General features: G+C 55.1%; 13 protein-coding genes. 4 read left to right on the forward strand and 9 right to left on the reverse strand.

Going from position 1 to position 16385, the window contains the following annotated elements; genetic code table 11:
* Nucleotides 1-73 precede the first annotated feature (73 nt).
* The 9 genes from L7A20_RS08840 to L7A20_RS08880 form a co-directional block, all read right to left on the reverse strand.
* Nucleotides 74-400 (reverse strand): hypothetical protein, encoded by a 327-nt coding sequence (locus tag L7A20_RS08840; protein ID WP_237223119.1) that lies wholly within the window; start codon nt 398-400, stop codon nt 74-76.
* 407 nt (nt 401-807) lie between these two features.
* A complete protein-coding gene (locus L7A20_RS08845; protein ID WP_237223120.1) occupies nt 808-1188 on the reverse strand; it encodes a hypothetical protein in 381 nt (126 codons plus the stop codon).
* Between the two features lie 3 nt (nt 1189-1191).
* Nucleotides 1192-1410, reverse strand: coding sequence for a hypothetical protein (locus L7A20_RS08850; RefSeq protein ID WP_237223121.1), 219 nt, complete (start codon nt 1408-1410; stop codon nt 1192-1194).
* A 265-nt stretch (nt 1411-1675) separates the two neighbouring features.
* Nucleotides 1676-7351 carry a helicase-related protein gene (locus tag L7A20_RS08855; RefSeq protein WP_237223122.1) on the reverse strand — a complete coding sequence of 1892 codons (5676 nt, stop codon included), beginning with the start codon at nt 7349-7351 and terminating at the stop codon, nt 1676-1678.
* Between the two features lie 11 nt (nt 7352-7362).
* Entirely contained in the window at nt 7363-7872 is a 510-nt protein-coding gene (locus L7A20_RS08860; protein WP_237223123.1) for a TnpV protein, read from the reverse strand.
* Between the two features lie 184 nt (nt 7873-8056).
* On the reverse strand, nt 8057-8422 hold the full coding sequence (locus L7A20_RS08865; protein ID WP_237223124.1) for a hypothetical protein: 366 nt from the start codon (nt 8420-8422) through the stop codon (nt 8057-8059).
* 31 nt (nt 8423-8453) lie between these two features.
* A complete protein-coding gene (locus tag L7A20_RS08870; RefSeq protein WP_237223125.1) occupies nt 8454-8936 on the reverse strand; it encodes a single-stranded DNA-binding protein in 483 nt (160 codons plus the stop codon).
* Between the two features lie 45 nt (nt 8937-8981).
* Complete coding sequence (locus L7A20_RS08875; RefSeq protein ID WP_237223126.1) at nt 8982-9296, reverse strand: hypothetical protein; 315 nt, start codon at nt 9294-9296, stop codon at nt 8982-8984.
* A complete protein-coding gene (locus tag L7A20_RS08880; RefSeq protein WP_272879220.1) occupies nt 9296-9946 on the reverse strand; it encodes a ParA family protein in 651 nt (216 codons plus the stop codon). The genes L7A20_RS08875 and L7A20_RS08880 overlap by 1 nt, the downstream gene beginning before the upstream one ends.
* Nucleotides 9947-10104: 158 nt before the next feature.
* Between L7A20_RS08880 and L7A20_RS08885 the strand changes: the two genes are divergently transcribed.
* From L7A20_RS08885 to L7A20_RS08900, 4 genes are all read left to right on the forward strand, one after another.
* Complete coding sequence (locus L7A20_RS08885; RefSeq protein WP_237223128.1) at nt 10105-10770, forward strand: hypothetical protein; 666 nt, start codon at nt 10105-10107, stop codon at nt 10768-10770.
* Between the two features lie 266 nt (nt 10771-11036).
* Nucleotides 11037-11366, forward strand: coding sequence for a hypothetical protein (locus L7A20_RS08890; protein ID WP_237187389.1), 330 nt, complete (start codon nt 11037-11039; stop codon nt 11364-11366).
* Between the two features lie 177 nt (nt 11367-11543).
* Entirely contained in the window at nt 11544-15236 is a 3693-nt protein-coding gene (locus tag L7A20_RS08895; protein ID WP_237223129.1) for an LPXTG cell wall anchor domain-containing protein, read from the forward strand.
* 205 nt (nt 15237-15441) lie between these two features.
* Entirely contained in the window at nt 15442-16356 is a 915-nt protein-coding gene (locus tag L7A20_RS08900) for a hypothetical protein (protein ID WP_237223130.1), read from the forward strand.
* Nucleotides 16357-16385: the final 29 nt, after the last annotated feature.

Below are 16385 nucleotides of genomic sequence, written 5' to 3' on the forward strand. Positions count from 1 at the left end.
GCTGAGGTCTAGGCCTTGTTCTTTGGCTTGGGTGATGAGGTTTTGGGCGAGTTGGTGTTCTGTTGTCATGGTGTTATTTTCTCCTGTTGGGGTTGGGAGGGTTTACACCGTTTTCCTGACAGTCCCACCCGGCGTTCATGCACTGACCGGTTTCTGAATCTATTCGCCATTCTGAGCTGCTGAAGTTTGCCTCATAGGGGTCAAGCCCGCAGCATTCCAGCTCGTCCTCATGTACTTTGCAGCTGTTAGAGGGCTGAAGGTAGATGCGCTGGAGACTATAGCCTTTATCGACAAAATTTTTCAGGCTCTTATCCCACTCCAGGTACTCCAGTTCGTGAGGTGATTCTGCCTCTTCGACTACTACGTTACCCCAGTCGTAAACGTATCCCTGCTGGCTCATGACTTGTCTTCCTTTCACTTTCTCCGGCAGATCGGCGCTACTTGGCTGGTAGCTGTCCCGTCCCTGCTGGCAGAAGAAGGCGGCAAGGGGCTAAAGACCCAAAGCTGTGCAACCCCGCAGGGGCAAGGCGGCATCGAAATTTCTGAGGAAAAAAGCGCAGCGCCGAAGAAATTTTGAATACGCCTTGGCCTTTAGGCTTGCACAGCGAAGGTCTAGCCCCTAGCCTCGAATGCCAGCAGGGCCACACAGAGGGTAAGCGGTAACTGAGGTTAGGTGGGATCCTATAAGGAGCCTGCGACGCAATGGGATCCCACCTCTAACCGATGAACTTTGAATCAAAAAAGGCGTTGATCTTAGGTGTGATGCTCTGCATCGCATCTAAGATCAACGCCGGTATCTCCTGAGAGTTATGCTGCTACAAGTTGCGCTACTCGTTGATAAGAAACGTCTAAGGCTTGACCGATTTCTTTCAGAGTCATTCCCTGTTCTTTGAGCAGTTTAGCTGCAAGTCGTGACTTTTCAGCAGCTAGTGCGTTGGACTCCTTTGCTTGTTCGAAGAGCTTATTGGCTTCTTCTCGGATAGCTGCTACATCTTCCGGTAGCTGGATGCGTAAATCAATATTCACGTTCTCCACCGCTACATCAGTGAAGATATTGGCTAGGTCTGCAACTGCATCTTTAGCTTCTGAAAGCTTACGAACCTGTGTGCCTTGGGGGAGGCCTTCAACTTCCAGATGCCAGAAAGCTCCGCTTTTTGTTGCTTGTACGGGGTAAGTTGTAGTGCTCATGATTTATTTCCACCAGTCCTTTCCTAGCTGATGAGCTGCCTGTTTATAGATTGAAAGGGTTGTCAGTTCGTTAATTTCGTTGTGGCGCGGGATGGCGATAGTTTCACCATTGAGGTCATAGACATCATGCCTACCACCTTTACGTTGCTTTTGTTTGAACTCTAGACCAGCTTCCCTTGCAGCTCTGTTGATGTTTTTGATGAGGTCGCGTTTCTTGGTCACGTTATAATTCTACCCCACACTTGAATAATATTTCAAGTGTGGGGTAGAACTTTTTAATTTTTGGATAATCTGCAAAGAAAAAGAACCATTAACAGAAGAAGGGGAGATGCCTTGGAATCCAAGACATCTCCCCGTTCTCTATACCTGCAATCGCGGCTACCACACCGCAACCAGACACACCGGGCACAAACTGCACGCTACAAAACATCAGCGCCAAAGAACGCAAAATAACGAGCAACCTGCGCCACAGCCAGCATATCAGCCACTACCGCACCATACCCTGCCCCCTCTGCACATCAGCACCACGAGAACCAACCAGCTCACGCGCCGCCCCTGCCCCTCGCACCTTCTGCGCCCGCAAAACAGGGTCAACCTGCACCCGCTCCTGCTTCGCAGCCTCAGCCTTACCCTGAACCTGCTTCAACGCACCATCAGCCTTCTCGATCCTAAGCCGCGCATCAGCCGAAACCTGCTCAAGACCAGCCTTCCTAGCCCTCACATCGGCCAATTGCTTATCCCACAAAGACAGCTCTTCATCCGTCTCCTTAGCCCACTTCATCCCCTCATAGGCCTGGGTAGCTCCGTGGTACTTACCCTGAACCTCAGCCTTCACCTGCTCCAGGGCATCACGCTTGGCAGAACGAGAGAAAAAGCCAGCCTCTTCAAGCTCCTGCTCGGCAGACCGTAGCCGCTTGAAATCACTCTGCGCCTGAGCCTCAATGACCCGTTCACGCTCCTGCATCTTCCCCAGAATCTCAGCCTCGGTATTGCCCACCTTAAAAAGCTCCCGCTCGGCCTTACCCAGCTCATCCCAAGCCTCAGTCAATTCAGCCTTGACCCCATTCATCTCATCAACCAAACGGCGGTGCTCTTGCTCAAGCTGCCGGGCCCGCTCATCAGGAGCCTGAGCCTCAACGACCTGACCCTCAGCGGCCCTCCCATCATCCACCAGCGCACCTCTCACCTTATCCTGCTCATCACCCACAGCTTCGGCTACCTGTAGCTCTTCCATTGCTTCCTTACCTTTCTCCTCCAGATTCTCCACCGAATCTGCAATCAAACTAATCTCTTCCTGCTGGCTCTCCAGCAGCATCTGCTCCCGAACCTCGTCCTTAGCGGTCTTGAACTTCTCCACCAGCTTCCTCAGACGTAACTCTTCAGCTTCGGCTACACGCACCTGCTCCAACTGGGTAAACCCAGCCTCCGCCTTGGCCTTATAGCCAGGCATCAACTCACGAGCCTGAGCCAGTTCCTTCTCCATGCCCTCAGCCTTCACGGCCACAGACGAGACCGCGTTCTCCAGGCGCGTCACCAGGCCCCTGTTGATCTGTCGCATCTCTGCATACCCGGTCTCAACCTTGACCCACGGCATACCCTCAACATGAAGCGTCACAGGGGTCTGACTGATATGACCAGGAGTAGCCGCCTGTAGAACACCCACAAAGTCCAGGCCACCGACTGAGATAACAGGCCCTAACTGCTGGGCCCGCACCCACGAGGGCGAACCGATACCATCAGCCCACTGCTTCAAGGCATCAGCAACATCAGCACGCGAGTCGAACCGCTGACCATTCATCACAGCTGCGAACTTATCCCCAGAGGTCTCAACCACCTGCCCCGCTGCCTGCCGCATGGCCGGAATCTGTGCCTCTAGCACCTTGACACGGGCAGAGAGAGCATCGTACTGGAACTGGGCAAGACGACGTCCGTTCTCAAAACCAGTCATCACATTCCGTAGCTTCTGCACCTTAGCCACAGCCTCAGAATGCTTCATGATAAAGGGGTTGCCCGTGGCAATCGCCTGAGTCTGGGCCATCGACACCTCAGCCTTACCCAGATCCTCCATCGTGCGAATAGACATATCCCCTCGCATGACCTGGGAGATAAACCGCTGCTTACGCAAGAGCGTTGACCACATCACCGCATCAAAGGTCTCAGCGGTCACAACCTGAGTAATCCGCACCTGCTGGTTCTGATTACCAGGACGCAAAATACGGCCGTCACGCTGCTTCAAGTCAGCAGGACGCCACGGGGCATCCATATGCACCAGATGTACCAGACGGTCCTGAATGTTAGTACCGGTGCCCATACGAGGGGTAGAACCAATCAGCACAGCCACTTCACCATCACGGCACTGCTGGAAGAGCTTTGCCTTTTTTACCTCAGAATCAGCATCTTGGATGAAGCGAATCTTGTCCGCGGGAATACCGGCAATCACACACTGCTTCTTCAGCTCGTTATACATATCGAAACCACGGTCTTTACCAGGAACACCGTAGTCACAGAAGACCAACTGCAAAGCACCAGGGTTAGGGTGAACCTCATCCGTACCAGGAATCAGGTAGCTACGGTTCTTATTCTTCTCATAGACGTCAGCTAGCACCTTAGCGGTTGCCTCTGCCTTGGTCGGCACTTCCCCCGAGGGGATAGCAGAGGGGTCAATCAGGCGGTAATCAGCTGCTGCCTTACGCCCATCAGAGGTAATGACCAGCGCGTTATCCTCACCCTTGGCAGCACCTCCAGGTAGTTTCTCGTACCGCTCGGCCAAATAGGTGATGTAGACAGCTTGTTCCGGTGACCGCTTCAAGGAAAGAACATGCGGTGCGGCCTCACCCTTTTCGTTAGGCTCAAGCTCAGGACGCTTCAGATAGGACAGATCATCTGCTAGCTTCACATCGGCATAGGTGTGCATCGTTCGAATGAGCTCAGGGATATTAACGAACTTCGAGAACCTGGTATTCATCTTGTAGGAATCACCACCAGCAACGGTGAGCTCTAGCTCCGTGACCGTCTTACCGTAGGTCGCTGCCCACGAATCAAAGTCCTCCAAGCCCTGCTCATGGAGGAGCTCAGGGGCAAGGTAGCGGTTCATCACATAGAGCTCTGCCATACTGTTAGCCACCGGCGTTCCTGTCGCTGCGGTAATGACCCGGTTGCCGTTCGTATCACGCAGATACTCCACCACTGAATGCAGGTTCGTTGCCTTCTTCGAGCCCCCAATAGCGGCACCACGGATAGCAGAGGGAGTCTTCAAATTCTTGAACTCGTGCATTTCATCAACACACAGGTAATCAATGCCGGTCTCTTCAAAAGAGATACCCGCAGGGGAGGGGTTAGCCAGCAACTTCTTAATATCCTGCTCCAGGGCCTCAATGCGTTCCTGTAGCTCCTTGGTAGTCTTGGTGGGCTTACCTGCCTGGGCCGCGCGTTCATTACTCTTGTAGAGAGCTTCGGTCAGCAAATCGACTTCTTTTTGCAGATAGGCCGCCTTACCCTCGTTCGATAGCTCCAGCTTGTTAAAGGCGGCGTGGGTCATAATGACGGCATCCCAGTTATTGGTGGCCACGCGCGCGATGAACTGCTTATGCTTCTCCCCGTTACCAATATCTGATGATGAGGCAGTAAGCAGACGAGCCTGGGGGTACAGTTCTAGCCACTCGCGAGAGAACTGCTCCAGCATGTGGTTAGGCACAAGAATGGCCGGCTTCTTCACCAGGCCTAAGCGCTTCAGCTCCATCGTACCGATGACCATTTCAGCGGTCTTACCGGCACCGACTTCGTGGAAGAGACCAACGCTCGGTTCATTAATCATGCGCGCAATCGCAGTTCGCTGGTGAGCATGCGGGGTAAAGGTCTTGACCAGCCCCGGTAAGGTCAGGGCCTTGCCAGCCTCAGCATAGTTCCGTAGCGCGTAGTTATTATGCCTGTCGTTGTAGGCCCTCGCCAGCATCTGGTGACGCTCGGGGTCTTCCCATACCCACTGCGCGAACCGGTCAGAAATACGTTCGGCCTGGTCATTAGCGTGGGCGGTCGCCTCCGGGTTCAGCTTCTTATCGGTGATAATCTGAATCGGCTTTTTCTCGATAACCGCCTGGAAGAGCTGGGCCGGTGTACGATAGGGCGTTCCGTAGTTATTGGGGTCAGTTCGTGAGCTATTGGTTAGCTCCCACATGCCGCCATGTACTCGGTGCAGGTTAGCCCGCTTATCACCTAGCTCTTCGCGTAGGAATTGCTCGTGTAGCTCATCAGGAATCCAGACAGCACCGGGCTGGACAGTAATATCCGCTGAAGCAATATCCTCGGGAATAACCTGCTCCAGGGCCTTAACATGCTTGGCAAAATGGGGGTTGAGCTCGGCGGCGGCCTGGGCTTCTTTCAGCTTGGCCCGCACATTTCCTGATAGGTACTCTTCGGCAGTCTGATATTGCGGTGCCTCAGCAGGGGAGTTAGGCAGGACATAGATTCGGTCTCCTAGCTCAGAGACAACAGCCTCGGGGGACTCATTCATCAGCTCACCCATGAACTGAACATCAACCTGGCCCTTAACATCAAGCGAAACTGCCAGGGCATCTAGGGCGTTATCCACGTGGGTGACAGGCTTGCGCGGCTCTAGGATACGGCGGTTAAGCAAGTCAGCAGGGGACGCCGTGTTGGTAGCCTGCGAGTAGTTCTCCAAACCAAGTACGAGAGCACCGGCAGGGTCTTTGAGGAAGATACTCATCACCGGGCGTCGGCGCACGCTGGTCTCACCGCTGGCGGTGTAGGTGATTTTGCCACCGTTCAGGGGCCCGTACTTTTCGGTGTGCTCCAGGTAGGTCTCGCGTAGCTGGGTACGTGCGGCCTCCATCGTAGCCTCAGAGACAGAATCAGTAGCTTCTGCCGATAGAAGAGCCTTCGCCTGGTCACGCAAAGACAGCAGGCCCTTTAGCTCCTGCACCTGGGTCTTGGGCACCGACAGGGGCACCTGCTCTTTATCCTGGTAGATAGTGAACGTACCGTCGCCCTGAAGACTAATATGCTGGTCAAGCAGTTGCTCACCGGGCAACAGCAGCGGCATGGCTTCTGAGACCTTAGCCGGGGTAGTAGAGTAGCCGCGTCCAGCTGCAAGAGCCACCTTAGCATCGGCTTCGATAGCTTCAGCTAGGCGCTGGGGCAGGTTCTCGCGCTCCTGAGAGGTAGCTGTAATAGCCTCGCTCATCTGACCAAAGCGATTGGTTTTCAGCACCTTTTCACCCAGCAAGTTCTGGGGATTATCCTCAAAGTAGGCGTTACGGTGGTAGCTCTGCCCGTCCTCGGCGGTGTATTCCTTACTGGTGAGCCAGGCATCAGAAAGCGGGGCCTCACCCTCTACGCGCTTACGGAAAATCAGCAGGTCGGTCATAACTGAGGTGCCCGCATTATCAAAAGCACGCTCAGGAAGACGATAAGCTCCCACTAGGTCAGCCTGGGCATACATAGCCTCACGAGCAGCAGAACCAGCAGCATCAAGGGTTCCCGTTGAGGTAATGAGCGCAACCATACCCCCTGGCTTAGTCAGGTTCAGGGACTTGATGATGAAGTGGTTGTGCATGGAATGACCCGCTGCGTTATGCCGCGGATCATGCAAAACCGTCTGAGAAAAGGGCACATTCCCGATGGCGGCATCAAAATAGCCGTTGGGGATAAAGGACTCCGCAAAGGACTCATTGCGGATGGATGCCTCGGGGTAGAGGTAGGCTGAGATGGCCGCGCTTGTCGGGTCAATCTCAATGCCGGTGACACGGGTATCAGCGGGGGCCTTACTAATAAAGTTGCCGATACCGCTACCAGGTTCTAGGACTTGGCCGCTGGTGAAGCCGTATTCTTTCAGGCCCTTCCATACCGCATTGGTGTAGGTCGGGTCAGTGTAGTGGGCGTAGTTGACCCCTCGGGCGGCTTGCCGGTAGCCCTCTTCACCTAGTAGTTCTTTGAGCTCGAACCGCTCGGGCTCGGTCTCTCGGTTGGCCTCGTTGAAAATTTCGGATAGGCCGCCTGCGCCCCAGCCGGTGTACTGGGCTAGTAGCTGCTTCTCTTCATCGGTTGCAGCCCTATCGCCCCCTTGTAGGGTCTGTAGAGTCTCTAGTGCTGCGACGTTGCGGCGGTAGCGTTCAGCAACGGTGAGAGCCCCAGCTGGGCTGCTCACCGTAGCTTGCTCTACTGATTGTTCTTCAAGGATTCGAGCATCTGCTGAAGCTCCTGCTGCCTCTCCAGATAAGGGGCTGCCTTCTCCTGGTAGGCCAGGTTCGCTGAGCGGATTTCGATGTCCTGCGGTTCCTCCGAGCTCAGGTACTGGCTGTTGATGCTGGTCTTCAAATCGCGCAGGTACTGGTCGTTCCACAGCATCTCGCTCTGAATCTCCCACTCGCTCATCGGCTGAGGCACCTCCTGCTCCCACAGCTCCTGTGGGGGAGTCAAAAGCTCCTGCCGCACTGTTTCCTCCGCCCGCTTCTTGGCCGCTTCCAAACGGCCCACCTTCTGCATGTAGCCCTCGTTCGGGGAATCCTGGCCCGCGTACTGGAACATCAGATCCTGAACCATCAGTTCGGCCTGTTCCTGAATCTGCTGAAAGTGCTCGTCCAGGTTCATTTCCTGCTGCATCTGGGCGTAGGCGCTCGGCGCTAGGGTCTGCCAGTTCTGCCTGGCTATTGTTGCGTAGTTGCTCATCTTGAACCTCCTGGGGGTTTGAGAATAGGAACTCGAAAATATCGAGCTGGCCCTCAATTAGGCCGTGTTTTTTCGCCACGATGTACTCCATGTAGATAGCTGATAGATGCCACCTACTTTAATCGTGGAAAGATATGTTTAATAGAAAGTTATTGATTTACGAAACTGGGCTGGTAGGGCTTAGTTAGTAGGTCTGCGGAACCGTGAGGTTGCCACTGAGCAGGTTGTAGATAAACAGGATGGTGGATACTGAGAAGAAAGTCAGTCCAATGTAGCCCAGCAGGATGCGGCTGTAGCGGTTCCAGCCCAGGAATGGGATGAGGATGTATATCCAGCTCAGGGCCACTGCGGTGTGGTGGAAGGCTAAGAGGAGCCAGCGGAACACGTTTCCGACCCCACGGAAGAAACCAGCTACAGGATTCTGCTTGCGCGGTGCAGGTGCCATCATGGGCTGCTGGTAGTAATACTGCTGCTGAATCGGTGCAGGCATCGGGGCCTGCGGCACCTGCTGCTGAGGGTGGTTTGGAACGGTGTAGTAAATCTGGCTCATCTTAGCCTCCTGGGTGAAAATGTGGTGCTAGCTAGCTGTCCCAGCCTGCAAGGGGCGGGCGCTGAGAATCGGGGGATGTAGGCACAGGTGTGGCAGTCCAGGCTGCCTCTTCTGGTACGCTCTGGGTCGGCTTGGGCTTGCGGTTGATGGTGATAGAGACGAACCGGTTCGAGACTGCTACCTCATCAGCAATTAGGCTCAGGGAGCGAATCGTTTCGCCGTCGCGCTTGCGTTCCTTGGTTACAAGCATGCCGGTGGCCATCACGCGGTCGCCCTTTTGTAGTTCTTCGCTGATGCGCTGAACATAATCATTCTGACGCTCGCTACCCTTGGAGCGCACTTCAACCTCCATGTAGGTGGTGACGCCAGCAACGTAGTCTTTTTCTGCCGCTGACCAGACTCGCGGGGTGTGGGCAACGGTCATGTAGACCACTGCTGCCCCTTCTTTGAAGAATCGCAGGTCGGGGTCGCGGGTGAGGTTGCCGGTGATGGTGAGAGAAATTTGATTGTTCATGGGGTTCTCCAGATATTCAGAATCATGTGACATGACATGATGTGATTACTTGATGGGGACGTCCGCACCAAACTCAAACTCGATAGCCTCAAAGAGGTAATGGCTAATCAGCTCGTTTTGGCTCATGCCCTTCTGTTTTGCCGCATATTTCAGTAGCTCGGCCTGAGACTCAGTGCCTCTGAGGGTGTAGATACCGTACTTGCGCCCTGCCGCCCGCTTTTCAAGACGGGCCTCGGGTGAATCTACGGACTTATCCGCGCCCTGCTCGGGCTCGGATATGCTGCTGCGCGGTGCCTCTGCTGCCTCAATAAAGGCATCCTCATTTTTTGAGGTGGGCCGCTGGCGAAAAGTAGATGCCATTATCGTCCTTCGGTCAGTGTGAGAATTTCTTGGGCGAGTAACTGAATCTCAGCCTTGGCCTTTGAATCAGTACCCTCGGTAACAGCCTTGCCCTCAGCTAATGCAGCCTGATACGCCTTGCGGTGATGAACCACCACATCAGCCAGGGCTGCCTGCGGTGCTGCCTGGGCCAGGTACTCCTTAGACTCCTGTGCCTCAGAGCTCATCACGTGGGTGGATGCTTGCGAAATGACGATGAAAGGAATGAGACGGGGGTTCATATCCTGGGCTTCATCGACCATCTGCATTAAGTCCACGGTTGCATCTAGGTCAGCCTGGGCTGGGCGAGTGGGGATAAGCATGAGGTCAGCAACCACCATCGCTGAACGCAATTCCTTGGAGTCCTTACCTGCGGTATCGACAAGAACCACATCGTAGCTCTCGTTCAACTCCCGCAAGGTTGCTCCCAGGCGGCCCTCTTTGCGGAGGGTCATGATGGAGCCGTGCCCAAGTTCATCCCTATCATCTGCCCAACGCGAGGCAGTGCGGATAGAGGGGTCAGCCTCGACAATGGTGATGCTCTTGCCCTGCTGCTGGAGGGCGGTGGCGAGGTTGACGGTCAGGGTGGACTTGCCCACCCCTCCTTTATGGTTTCCGATAAGTAAGATCATGCCTACAGTCTAACCCCTAACTAATATGATATGCAACCATGTGATATGAAATGATATGAATAATTTTTTTGACCAGCCCTCACCCCGCCTCGAAAAGCAGTGAAAGCACATACCGTAAAATCAGGGTAGACCTCCGACAATCTGCAAGGAAGCACCCAGTGAATATTGCATCACCAGCGTTCACCCGGTGGATAGAGGGCATCGCGCCAGATGCTACCCTCCTGGACATCTGCACCAAGGCAGACCTAAGCCTCTCTACCATCTCAGAACAGCGAAGCGGCAACCGCGTTACACCCAAGACGGTTATCGCCATCGCCAGGGCATACGGTCACAACCCGGTAGGGGAGCTGGGTCACTTTGATGGTTATGAATCACTCAACCAAAGCCAGCTCACCCTTGTTGATGCCGTACCCCTTTACTCGGCCCTGGAACTGTTGCATCAACGCTTCGTGCGAGAAGGTAAAGCACAGGCAGGGGCAGGCTTTGCCCCTCCGGAGGCACAACTCAAACGCTGGTTAGATATGAACCGACGCGCAGTAACCCAAAAAGAGCTGGCCCAGCACCTAGAGATGAAACCCTCCAACTTCTCCCAGCAGGTCAGTGACGGAACACTACCGATCTATCGCATCTTAGAACTAGCTGCTTACCTAAAAACCTCACCGCTACCTGCGCTGGTAGCAACAGGGAATCTCAACTTTGAAGAAGCCTTTGGCCTGAACCGCCAGAAATATTTAGCCGGTCGGCCTGATGTTGAGCTGGTAGACGCCATTGAACAGGCCAATCTCTTCCTGGCGTCTGATGTGAAACTCTTCGTGTCGCCCTAAAAAACTGCTTTTGACCTGGGGCTCCTCTTTTTATGTCCAAAAGTTTCGGAAAATAATAACTATCTCTCTTTCTTATATATAATTGAAGTGCTGGCGGGGTTGACCACCTGGAAAGCGGACACCCGCCAATCTCTCGCGAGAGAACCTCTAAAGGTGCGACCAGAGTGAGAGAGTCTGTGGCAATGTCCCCCACGAACGTATTGCCACAGCTCTTCACCTGGCACTCTTTCCCCCACTCACATACACCACTTTCTGGAGAGAAGCACATGAGCATCACCCACTATCTCGACATCAACACCCTGCTAGGCGACACCTTCGGCCAATGGCTTACCGCCCAGGGGGCTACCTTTGAAAACGCCCAAGACCTCACCGAGGCAACCGTCATTGCACAAGAGTGGGCCACCCCAGCCCCGTATGGCTATCAAAAACCGGTAGCCCGCCGCACCCTCACCGCCAATAACGTCACCATCGACGGTGAACTCTACCCCAGCATCACTTTCACTCTGGGGCTGATGGACTTAATCGACGCGGCTATCACCAAACAGCCTGTAGCCCCTGCATCTGGCTACCCGCTGAACTTTCACTCTGGCCAGTAAGCCCCTGATTCGGGATAACTCGGCCCCTCAATAGACCTCCGCAGTCCCTACCTAGTTCACCTACCAGTGAGCTGAGGGTATCTGTGATGGAAACACCGCCTCTCCACTAGGCGGGAAGAAACAAACAACACGCGAATCACTCGATTCACACATATCTGAAGAAAGGACACCTAAGACGTGTCACGAGCATCCTTTAAGGTAGTAGCCAGCAAGTCTGGCGCCCTGGTTGCAACCGGCCTGGTTGCATCCTCTATTTTTGCCTCCATGCCCGCATCAAACGCGGTCGATACTGGCTCATTTGGCTCAGTTATCAGCGCATCTGAAGCAGAATCCACCACCCGCGAAGTTCCTGTCGATAACTCGGCGCTGCTCGCTGCTGTTGCGGCCGCTAAGGAAGCAGGCCTGAACATCTCAGAAACCCAGGTCAAGACCATCACCACCGGCTCGACCGCTGAGGTTCAGGCGGCGCTGGATACCATCACTGCTGACTCTGAGGCCAAGATTGCTGAGATTACCGCCAAGATTGCCCAGTTCAAGGAAGACAAGGCCGCAGCTGATGCCAAGTTCGAAGCTGAACTGGCTCAGTACCAGAAAGATGATGCCGCTTATCAGGCTGCTGTAGCTGCTAAGGCTGAGGCTGAGAAGATTAACGCTGAACGCCAGGCCGCTTACGAAGCTGAACTGGCCCAGTACAAGGCAGACCTTGCCTCCTACGAGAGCGCACTGGCTCAGTTCAAGACTGACAAGGCAGCCTACGACGCCAAGGTTGCAGCTGCTAAGGCTGCTATCGAAGCTGGTGAATGTGCACCTCCGCGTGTGGCCATGACCTTTGACCTCTCCCGCTCTTTCGATGCCTCTGAGACTGCAACCATGAAAGACCAGGCCAAGCAGATGGTCGAACGTCTTTCCAAGGTTGATGGCGCTGAGGTCTCCTTCTTCACCTTTGCCCGTGACTCTGCTGTGAACTTCCAGGACACCGGCTCCGGCGAAGTTCCCGTTGGCCCCATTACCACCATCGCAGGCAACCAGCCCTCTGCTGTATTCAACGTCAGCACCGATGCTGGTAAGGCCGCTGCTTTAGCCTGGATTGACGGCATCGACAAGCACTCCAAGGACGCCCCCGCAGGCACCACCGGCGATGAATGGAACGGCGTCAACTTCCAGACCCTGGGCACCAACTGGGAAGCTGCCCTGGCCGCTATCGAAAAGCACCAGGCAGAGACCGGCGTTAAGTACGACACCGCCCTGCTGCTGACCGACGGCGCACCCAACACCTACACCGTAGACGGCCAGGTGGGTATTCACTCACCCCTGAACGCCTCCAACGGCTCAGACGAAGCATTCAACGCTGCCAAAGCCGTTGCAGACCGCCTTGAAGCATCCGGCACCGACGTCATCCCCGTGATGATTCGTGATGAGGCCGTCAACAATCCCTCTGACCCCTTCCACTTCTCATCCGATGAAGCCGGTATGCTCAACTACATCAAGGGCATCTCCGGTGTAGCCTCACCCACCGAGGGCCGCGACTACTTTGTCGGTGAGATGAACACCCTCTCAGATTCCATCTACGAAGCCGCCACCGTTGCTGCTGAAAAGTGCATCGTTGAGGACGAACCCCCGGTAGAGCCCACCAAGCCCACCGAACCTACCCCTCCGACTCTGGAAGAAGTTCCCTCAGTACCCACCAAGCCCACTGAGCCTACCCGCGAGACCGTTGAAGCGCCCTCTGTGTCCTACGGCCTGACCAAGCTCTTTGCCCCCATCCCCGTAGTAGAAAAGGTCGCTAAGGACGAGGGCAAGAAGGTCATCGCTGGCGAAACCACCACCCAGACCATCTCTTACGCCACCGGCTACCAGGCACCTGAGTCATTCATCCTGGGCGACCACATCTACTTCACCGAGGACGGCCGCATGCCTGTCTCCGTGAACATGAACGAAGTAGCTGTAACCGACGCTGAGGGTAACAACGTCACCGACCAGTTCACCATCACCTCCGAGGACGGCGTCCACAACGGCAAGGCAGGGCACCAGATTCTTGCTACCGCTAAGGATCCTGGCTCGCTGAAGCTGAACACCACCTACACCCTGCACGTGAACCAGACCAGCCTCTTTGACGGTATCGCAGATACCCTCATCGACTCCGGTTTCGCTATCGTCAATGACGAACTTCAGTTCACCGCTGATAAGACCTACTACGAGCCCAAGATTAACCCCGACAAGACCGTGGTTAACTCAGAGGGCGTAGAGGTCGATAACACCCGTGTACTGCCCGGCCAGGAACTGAACTACCAGCTGACCCTCTCAGCTGCTGACCTTGCAGATACCACCGGCGAAGTGACCAAGCTGGGCAAGTACGATAACTACGATGAGACCAAGTGGGCCCCCACTGGCGAGTTCACCGTCGTTGATTCAGAAGGCAACACCGTTTCTTCTGACCAGTTCACCGCTGAATGGAACCTGGAAACCGGCGAAGTCACCATCTTGGCCAAGAACCCTGCCGAACTGGTCGGTAAGGACTACATCATCACCCTGCATGGCCACGTGAAGAAGGACGCCACCCCCGGCGAGTTCACCAACCAGGCAACCCAGCTGACCAACGAGGATAAGACCCTCACCAAGGTTGTCCGCAACTACGTGCCCGTTATCGCCCCCTCTAAGGTTGATACCTCAGCGACCGATGGCTCCAACATCGAGGGTAAGACCGTGACCGTAGGGGATGTAATCTCCTACAAGCTGGTTGAAGATACCACCAACCTGGAAAACACCGCCGACACCATCAAGGTCTCGGGCATGGTGGATGACTTCGATGAGCGCTACGGCCAGATTGACGCCTCCCAGGTACGTGTCTACCAGGTTCCCGGCGACACCGACACCTCCACCCCCGAGGCAGTATCAGCTGCTGTAAAGCTCGCTTCTGCAAAGGACGTCACCGACTCCTACACCGTCACCAACGGTGAGGTCGAGGGCTTCACTAACGGCGGCGCTGTAGGCATCTCTTCCATGATGAAGACCGATGGCGAAGGCAAGGTTGTTCTGCCGATGGGCTACAAGTACATCCACGTACTGCCCTACACCGTGACCGCAAACGCCGATGGGGACATCCTCAACACTGCATGGCAGGTCACTAACGACCACCGCACCCAGACCGAAACCGTTGCTAACAAGCTCAAGGAAATCAACCCCACCAAGGACGTCGTTATCAACGTTGGTGACAAGGACTCGATTGACGGTACTGAAATTGCTCTGAACACCGTCTTTAACTACGAGCTGAACTCTTCAACTCTGCCTGCTGACCGCGCTGGCCTGACCGAGTCCTGGTCAATTGTTGATGACTGGGACGAGTCAAAGGACGCCTACGAGGGTAACTACAAGGTTATTTCTCAGCACTCATTCGTTGATGAGAACGGCTCCAAGGTCGATGCCGGTGAGGACATCACCCGGTACTTCACCCAGAAGGTAGAGAACGGCGTTGTCACCTACGAGGCAACCGACGCATTCCTTGCGCTGATGTCCTCAGAGGCTAACCGTGCAACTGAGCAGGGCTTTAGCGTCTACATGCAGGTTGAGCGTATCGGCACCGGCGAGGTTGAGAACACCTTTGTGGAGAACTACAACGGTGAGAAGCTGACCTCTAACACCGTGAAGACTTTCACCCCTGAGCCGGTTGTTCCTGTTATTCCTGAGAACCCCGGCACCCCTGATGTGACCACTCCTAGCACTCCTGCTGTGGTCAAGGGTGAGGGCGCTAAGACCGGTGGCCAGGCATCTGTTGCAGGTATTCCTGTTGGTGCTGCCCTGGCCGGTGGTGGTCTTCTGCTGGCTGCTGCCGGTGGCGGTGCTTGGTTCATGCTGCGTCGTAAGGCTAGCTAGCATGGCATAGATTCCCCACCGTATTAGGCGGCGTGGCCCTGGTGCCAAGGTGAGAAGATTTGTACCCTTCTTTGATTGGACTTTCTTGGTATCAGGGCTGGTGCCTCCTTGACGGTGTGGGTAGTCCCCTCGATGATGTCGTGAGTGTTAATTGAGGGGGTTGGCGTTGGCAGAGAGAGATGATGCAGACGCTAGGGCTTGGTGTATGTGCCCTGGTATCTGCGGTGGGCTTTCTCTGCCAACGTCTTGTTTTAAGGGCTATTTTTGTGGTGAAAGGGTAGTGATGATGGGCCAGGTGAAGAAGTCACGTCTTAGGGCTGTGGCGATCCTTGCGGTACTGCTTGTGGCTGTTGTGTCTTTGGTGCTGGGGGCGGTCTTATCCGGTTGGAAGGTAGCCGATGGGCAGGTGGTGGCCCCGTATCAACTGCGGCACCCGGATGCCAGCGGGGAAGTCTTTGAACAGGACGGCCAGGAATATTATGAACCTGCCTATGGGCTGATGGCTGAGCCGGTGGACGGCGTTGGTGCGCTGGCGGCTCCGCAGGTGAAGAATCTGACCCCTACCCCTGTGCAGTGTACCGGTGAGGCGCTGGGGGAGGTGAGGCCTGAGCCCGGTTCGTGGGTGGTGCCGTCCCTGTCTGATGGGGCTGGTGGTGTAGCGAGGGGGTATTTTTCGACTGGCTTGTTTTCGGCTGGTATTCCCTCTGCTCCTGGTGGGTTGCTCTCATCGTTGAGTGCGCTCCTTGGTTCTAAGGGTAAGGCGAGTGTGCTGGCTGGGCATGTGAACCTTGATTATCCTGATGACCGACTCTCTGGGTGGGGTCTGCTGCATTACATTGATAGGTGCGCGCATGTGTATATCACGGATGAGGCAGGTGTGACCCGTGAGTACCAGGTAATTGTTATTGACACTATTGAGCAGGCGCTAACTGAGACTGACCCAGGTCTGTGGGGCTCTGCTGAGGTGACGCCGGATGAGTGGGCCAAGTATGGGACGGATGAGCTGGTGTGGTTGCTGACGTGTTCGGGTGCTTTTGTGGGGGATTCTGGTGTGGGGCAGACGTTTACGTTTCCGTATACGGATAATCTGCGGGTCGGTTTGGTGCCTGTAGGTGGTTAAAAGAAAAGGGGCGTTCTAGGTGATTACTA

It is taken from the genome of Rothia nasimurium (genome assembly GCF_928381415.1).
Taxonomy (GTDB): Bacteria; Actinomycetota; Actinomycetes; order Actinomycetales; family Micrococcaceae; genus Rothia; species Rothia nasimurium_H.

Coding starts and splice junctions, on each gene's coding strand:
- L7A20_RS08840 (WP_237223119.1), bottom strand. CDS start 400: ATGAGCCAGCAGGGATACGTTTACGACTGGGGTAACGTAGTAGTCGAA.
- L7A20_RS08845 (WP_237223120.1), bottom strand. CDS start 1,188: ATGAGCACTACAACTTACCCCGTACAAGCAACAAAAAGCGGAGCTTTC.
- L7A20_RS08860 (WP_237223123.1), bottom strand. CDS start 7,872: ATGAGCAACTACGCAACAATAGCCAGGCAGAACTGGCAGACCCTAGCG.
- L7A20_RS08865 (WP_237223124.1), bottom strand. CDS start 8,422: ATGAGCCAGATTTACTACACCGTTCCAAACCACCCTCAGCAGCAGGTG.
- L7A20_RS08870 (WP_237223125.1), bottom strand. CDS start 8,936: ATGAACAATCAAATTTCTCTCACCATCACCGGCAACCTCACCCGCGAC.
- L7A20_RS08875 (WP_237223126.1), bottom strand. CDS start 9,296: ATGGCATCTACTTTTCGCCAGCGGCCCACCTCAAAAAATGAGGATGCC.
- L7A20_RS08880 (WP_272879220.1), bottom strand. CDS start 9,946: ATGATCTTACTTATCGGAAACCATAAAGGAGGGGTGGGCAAGTCCACC.
- L7A20_RS08890 (WP_237187389.1), top strand. CDS start 11,037: ATGAGCATCACCCACTATCTCGACATCAACACCCTGCTAGGCGACACC.
- L7A20_RS08900 (WP_237223130.1), top strand. CDS start 15,442: ATGTGCCCTGGTATCTGCGGTGGGCTTTCTCTGCCAACGTCTTGTTTT.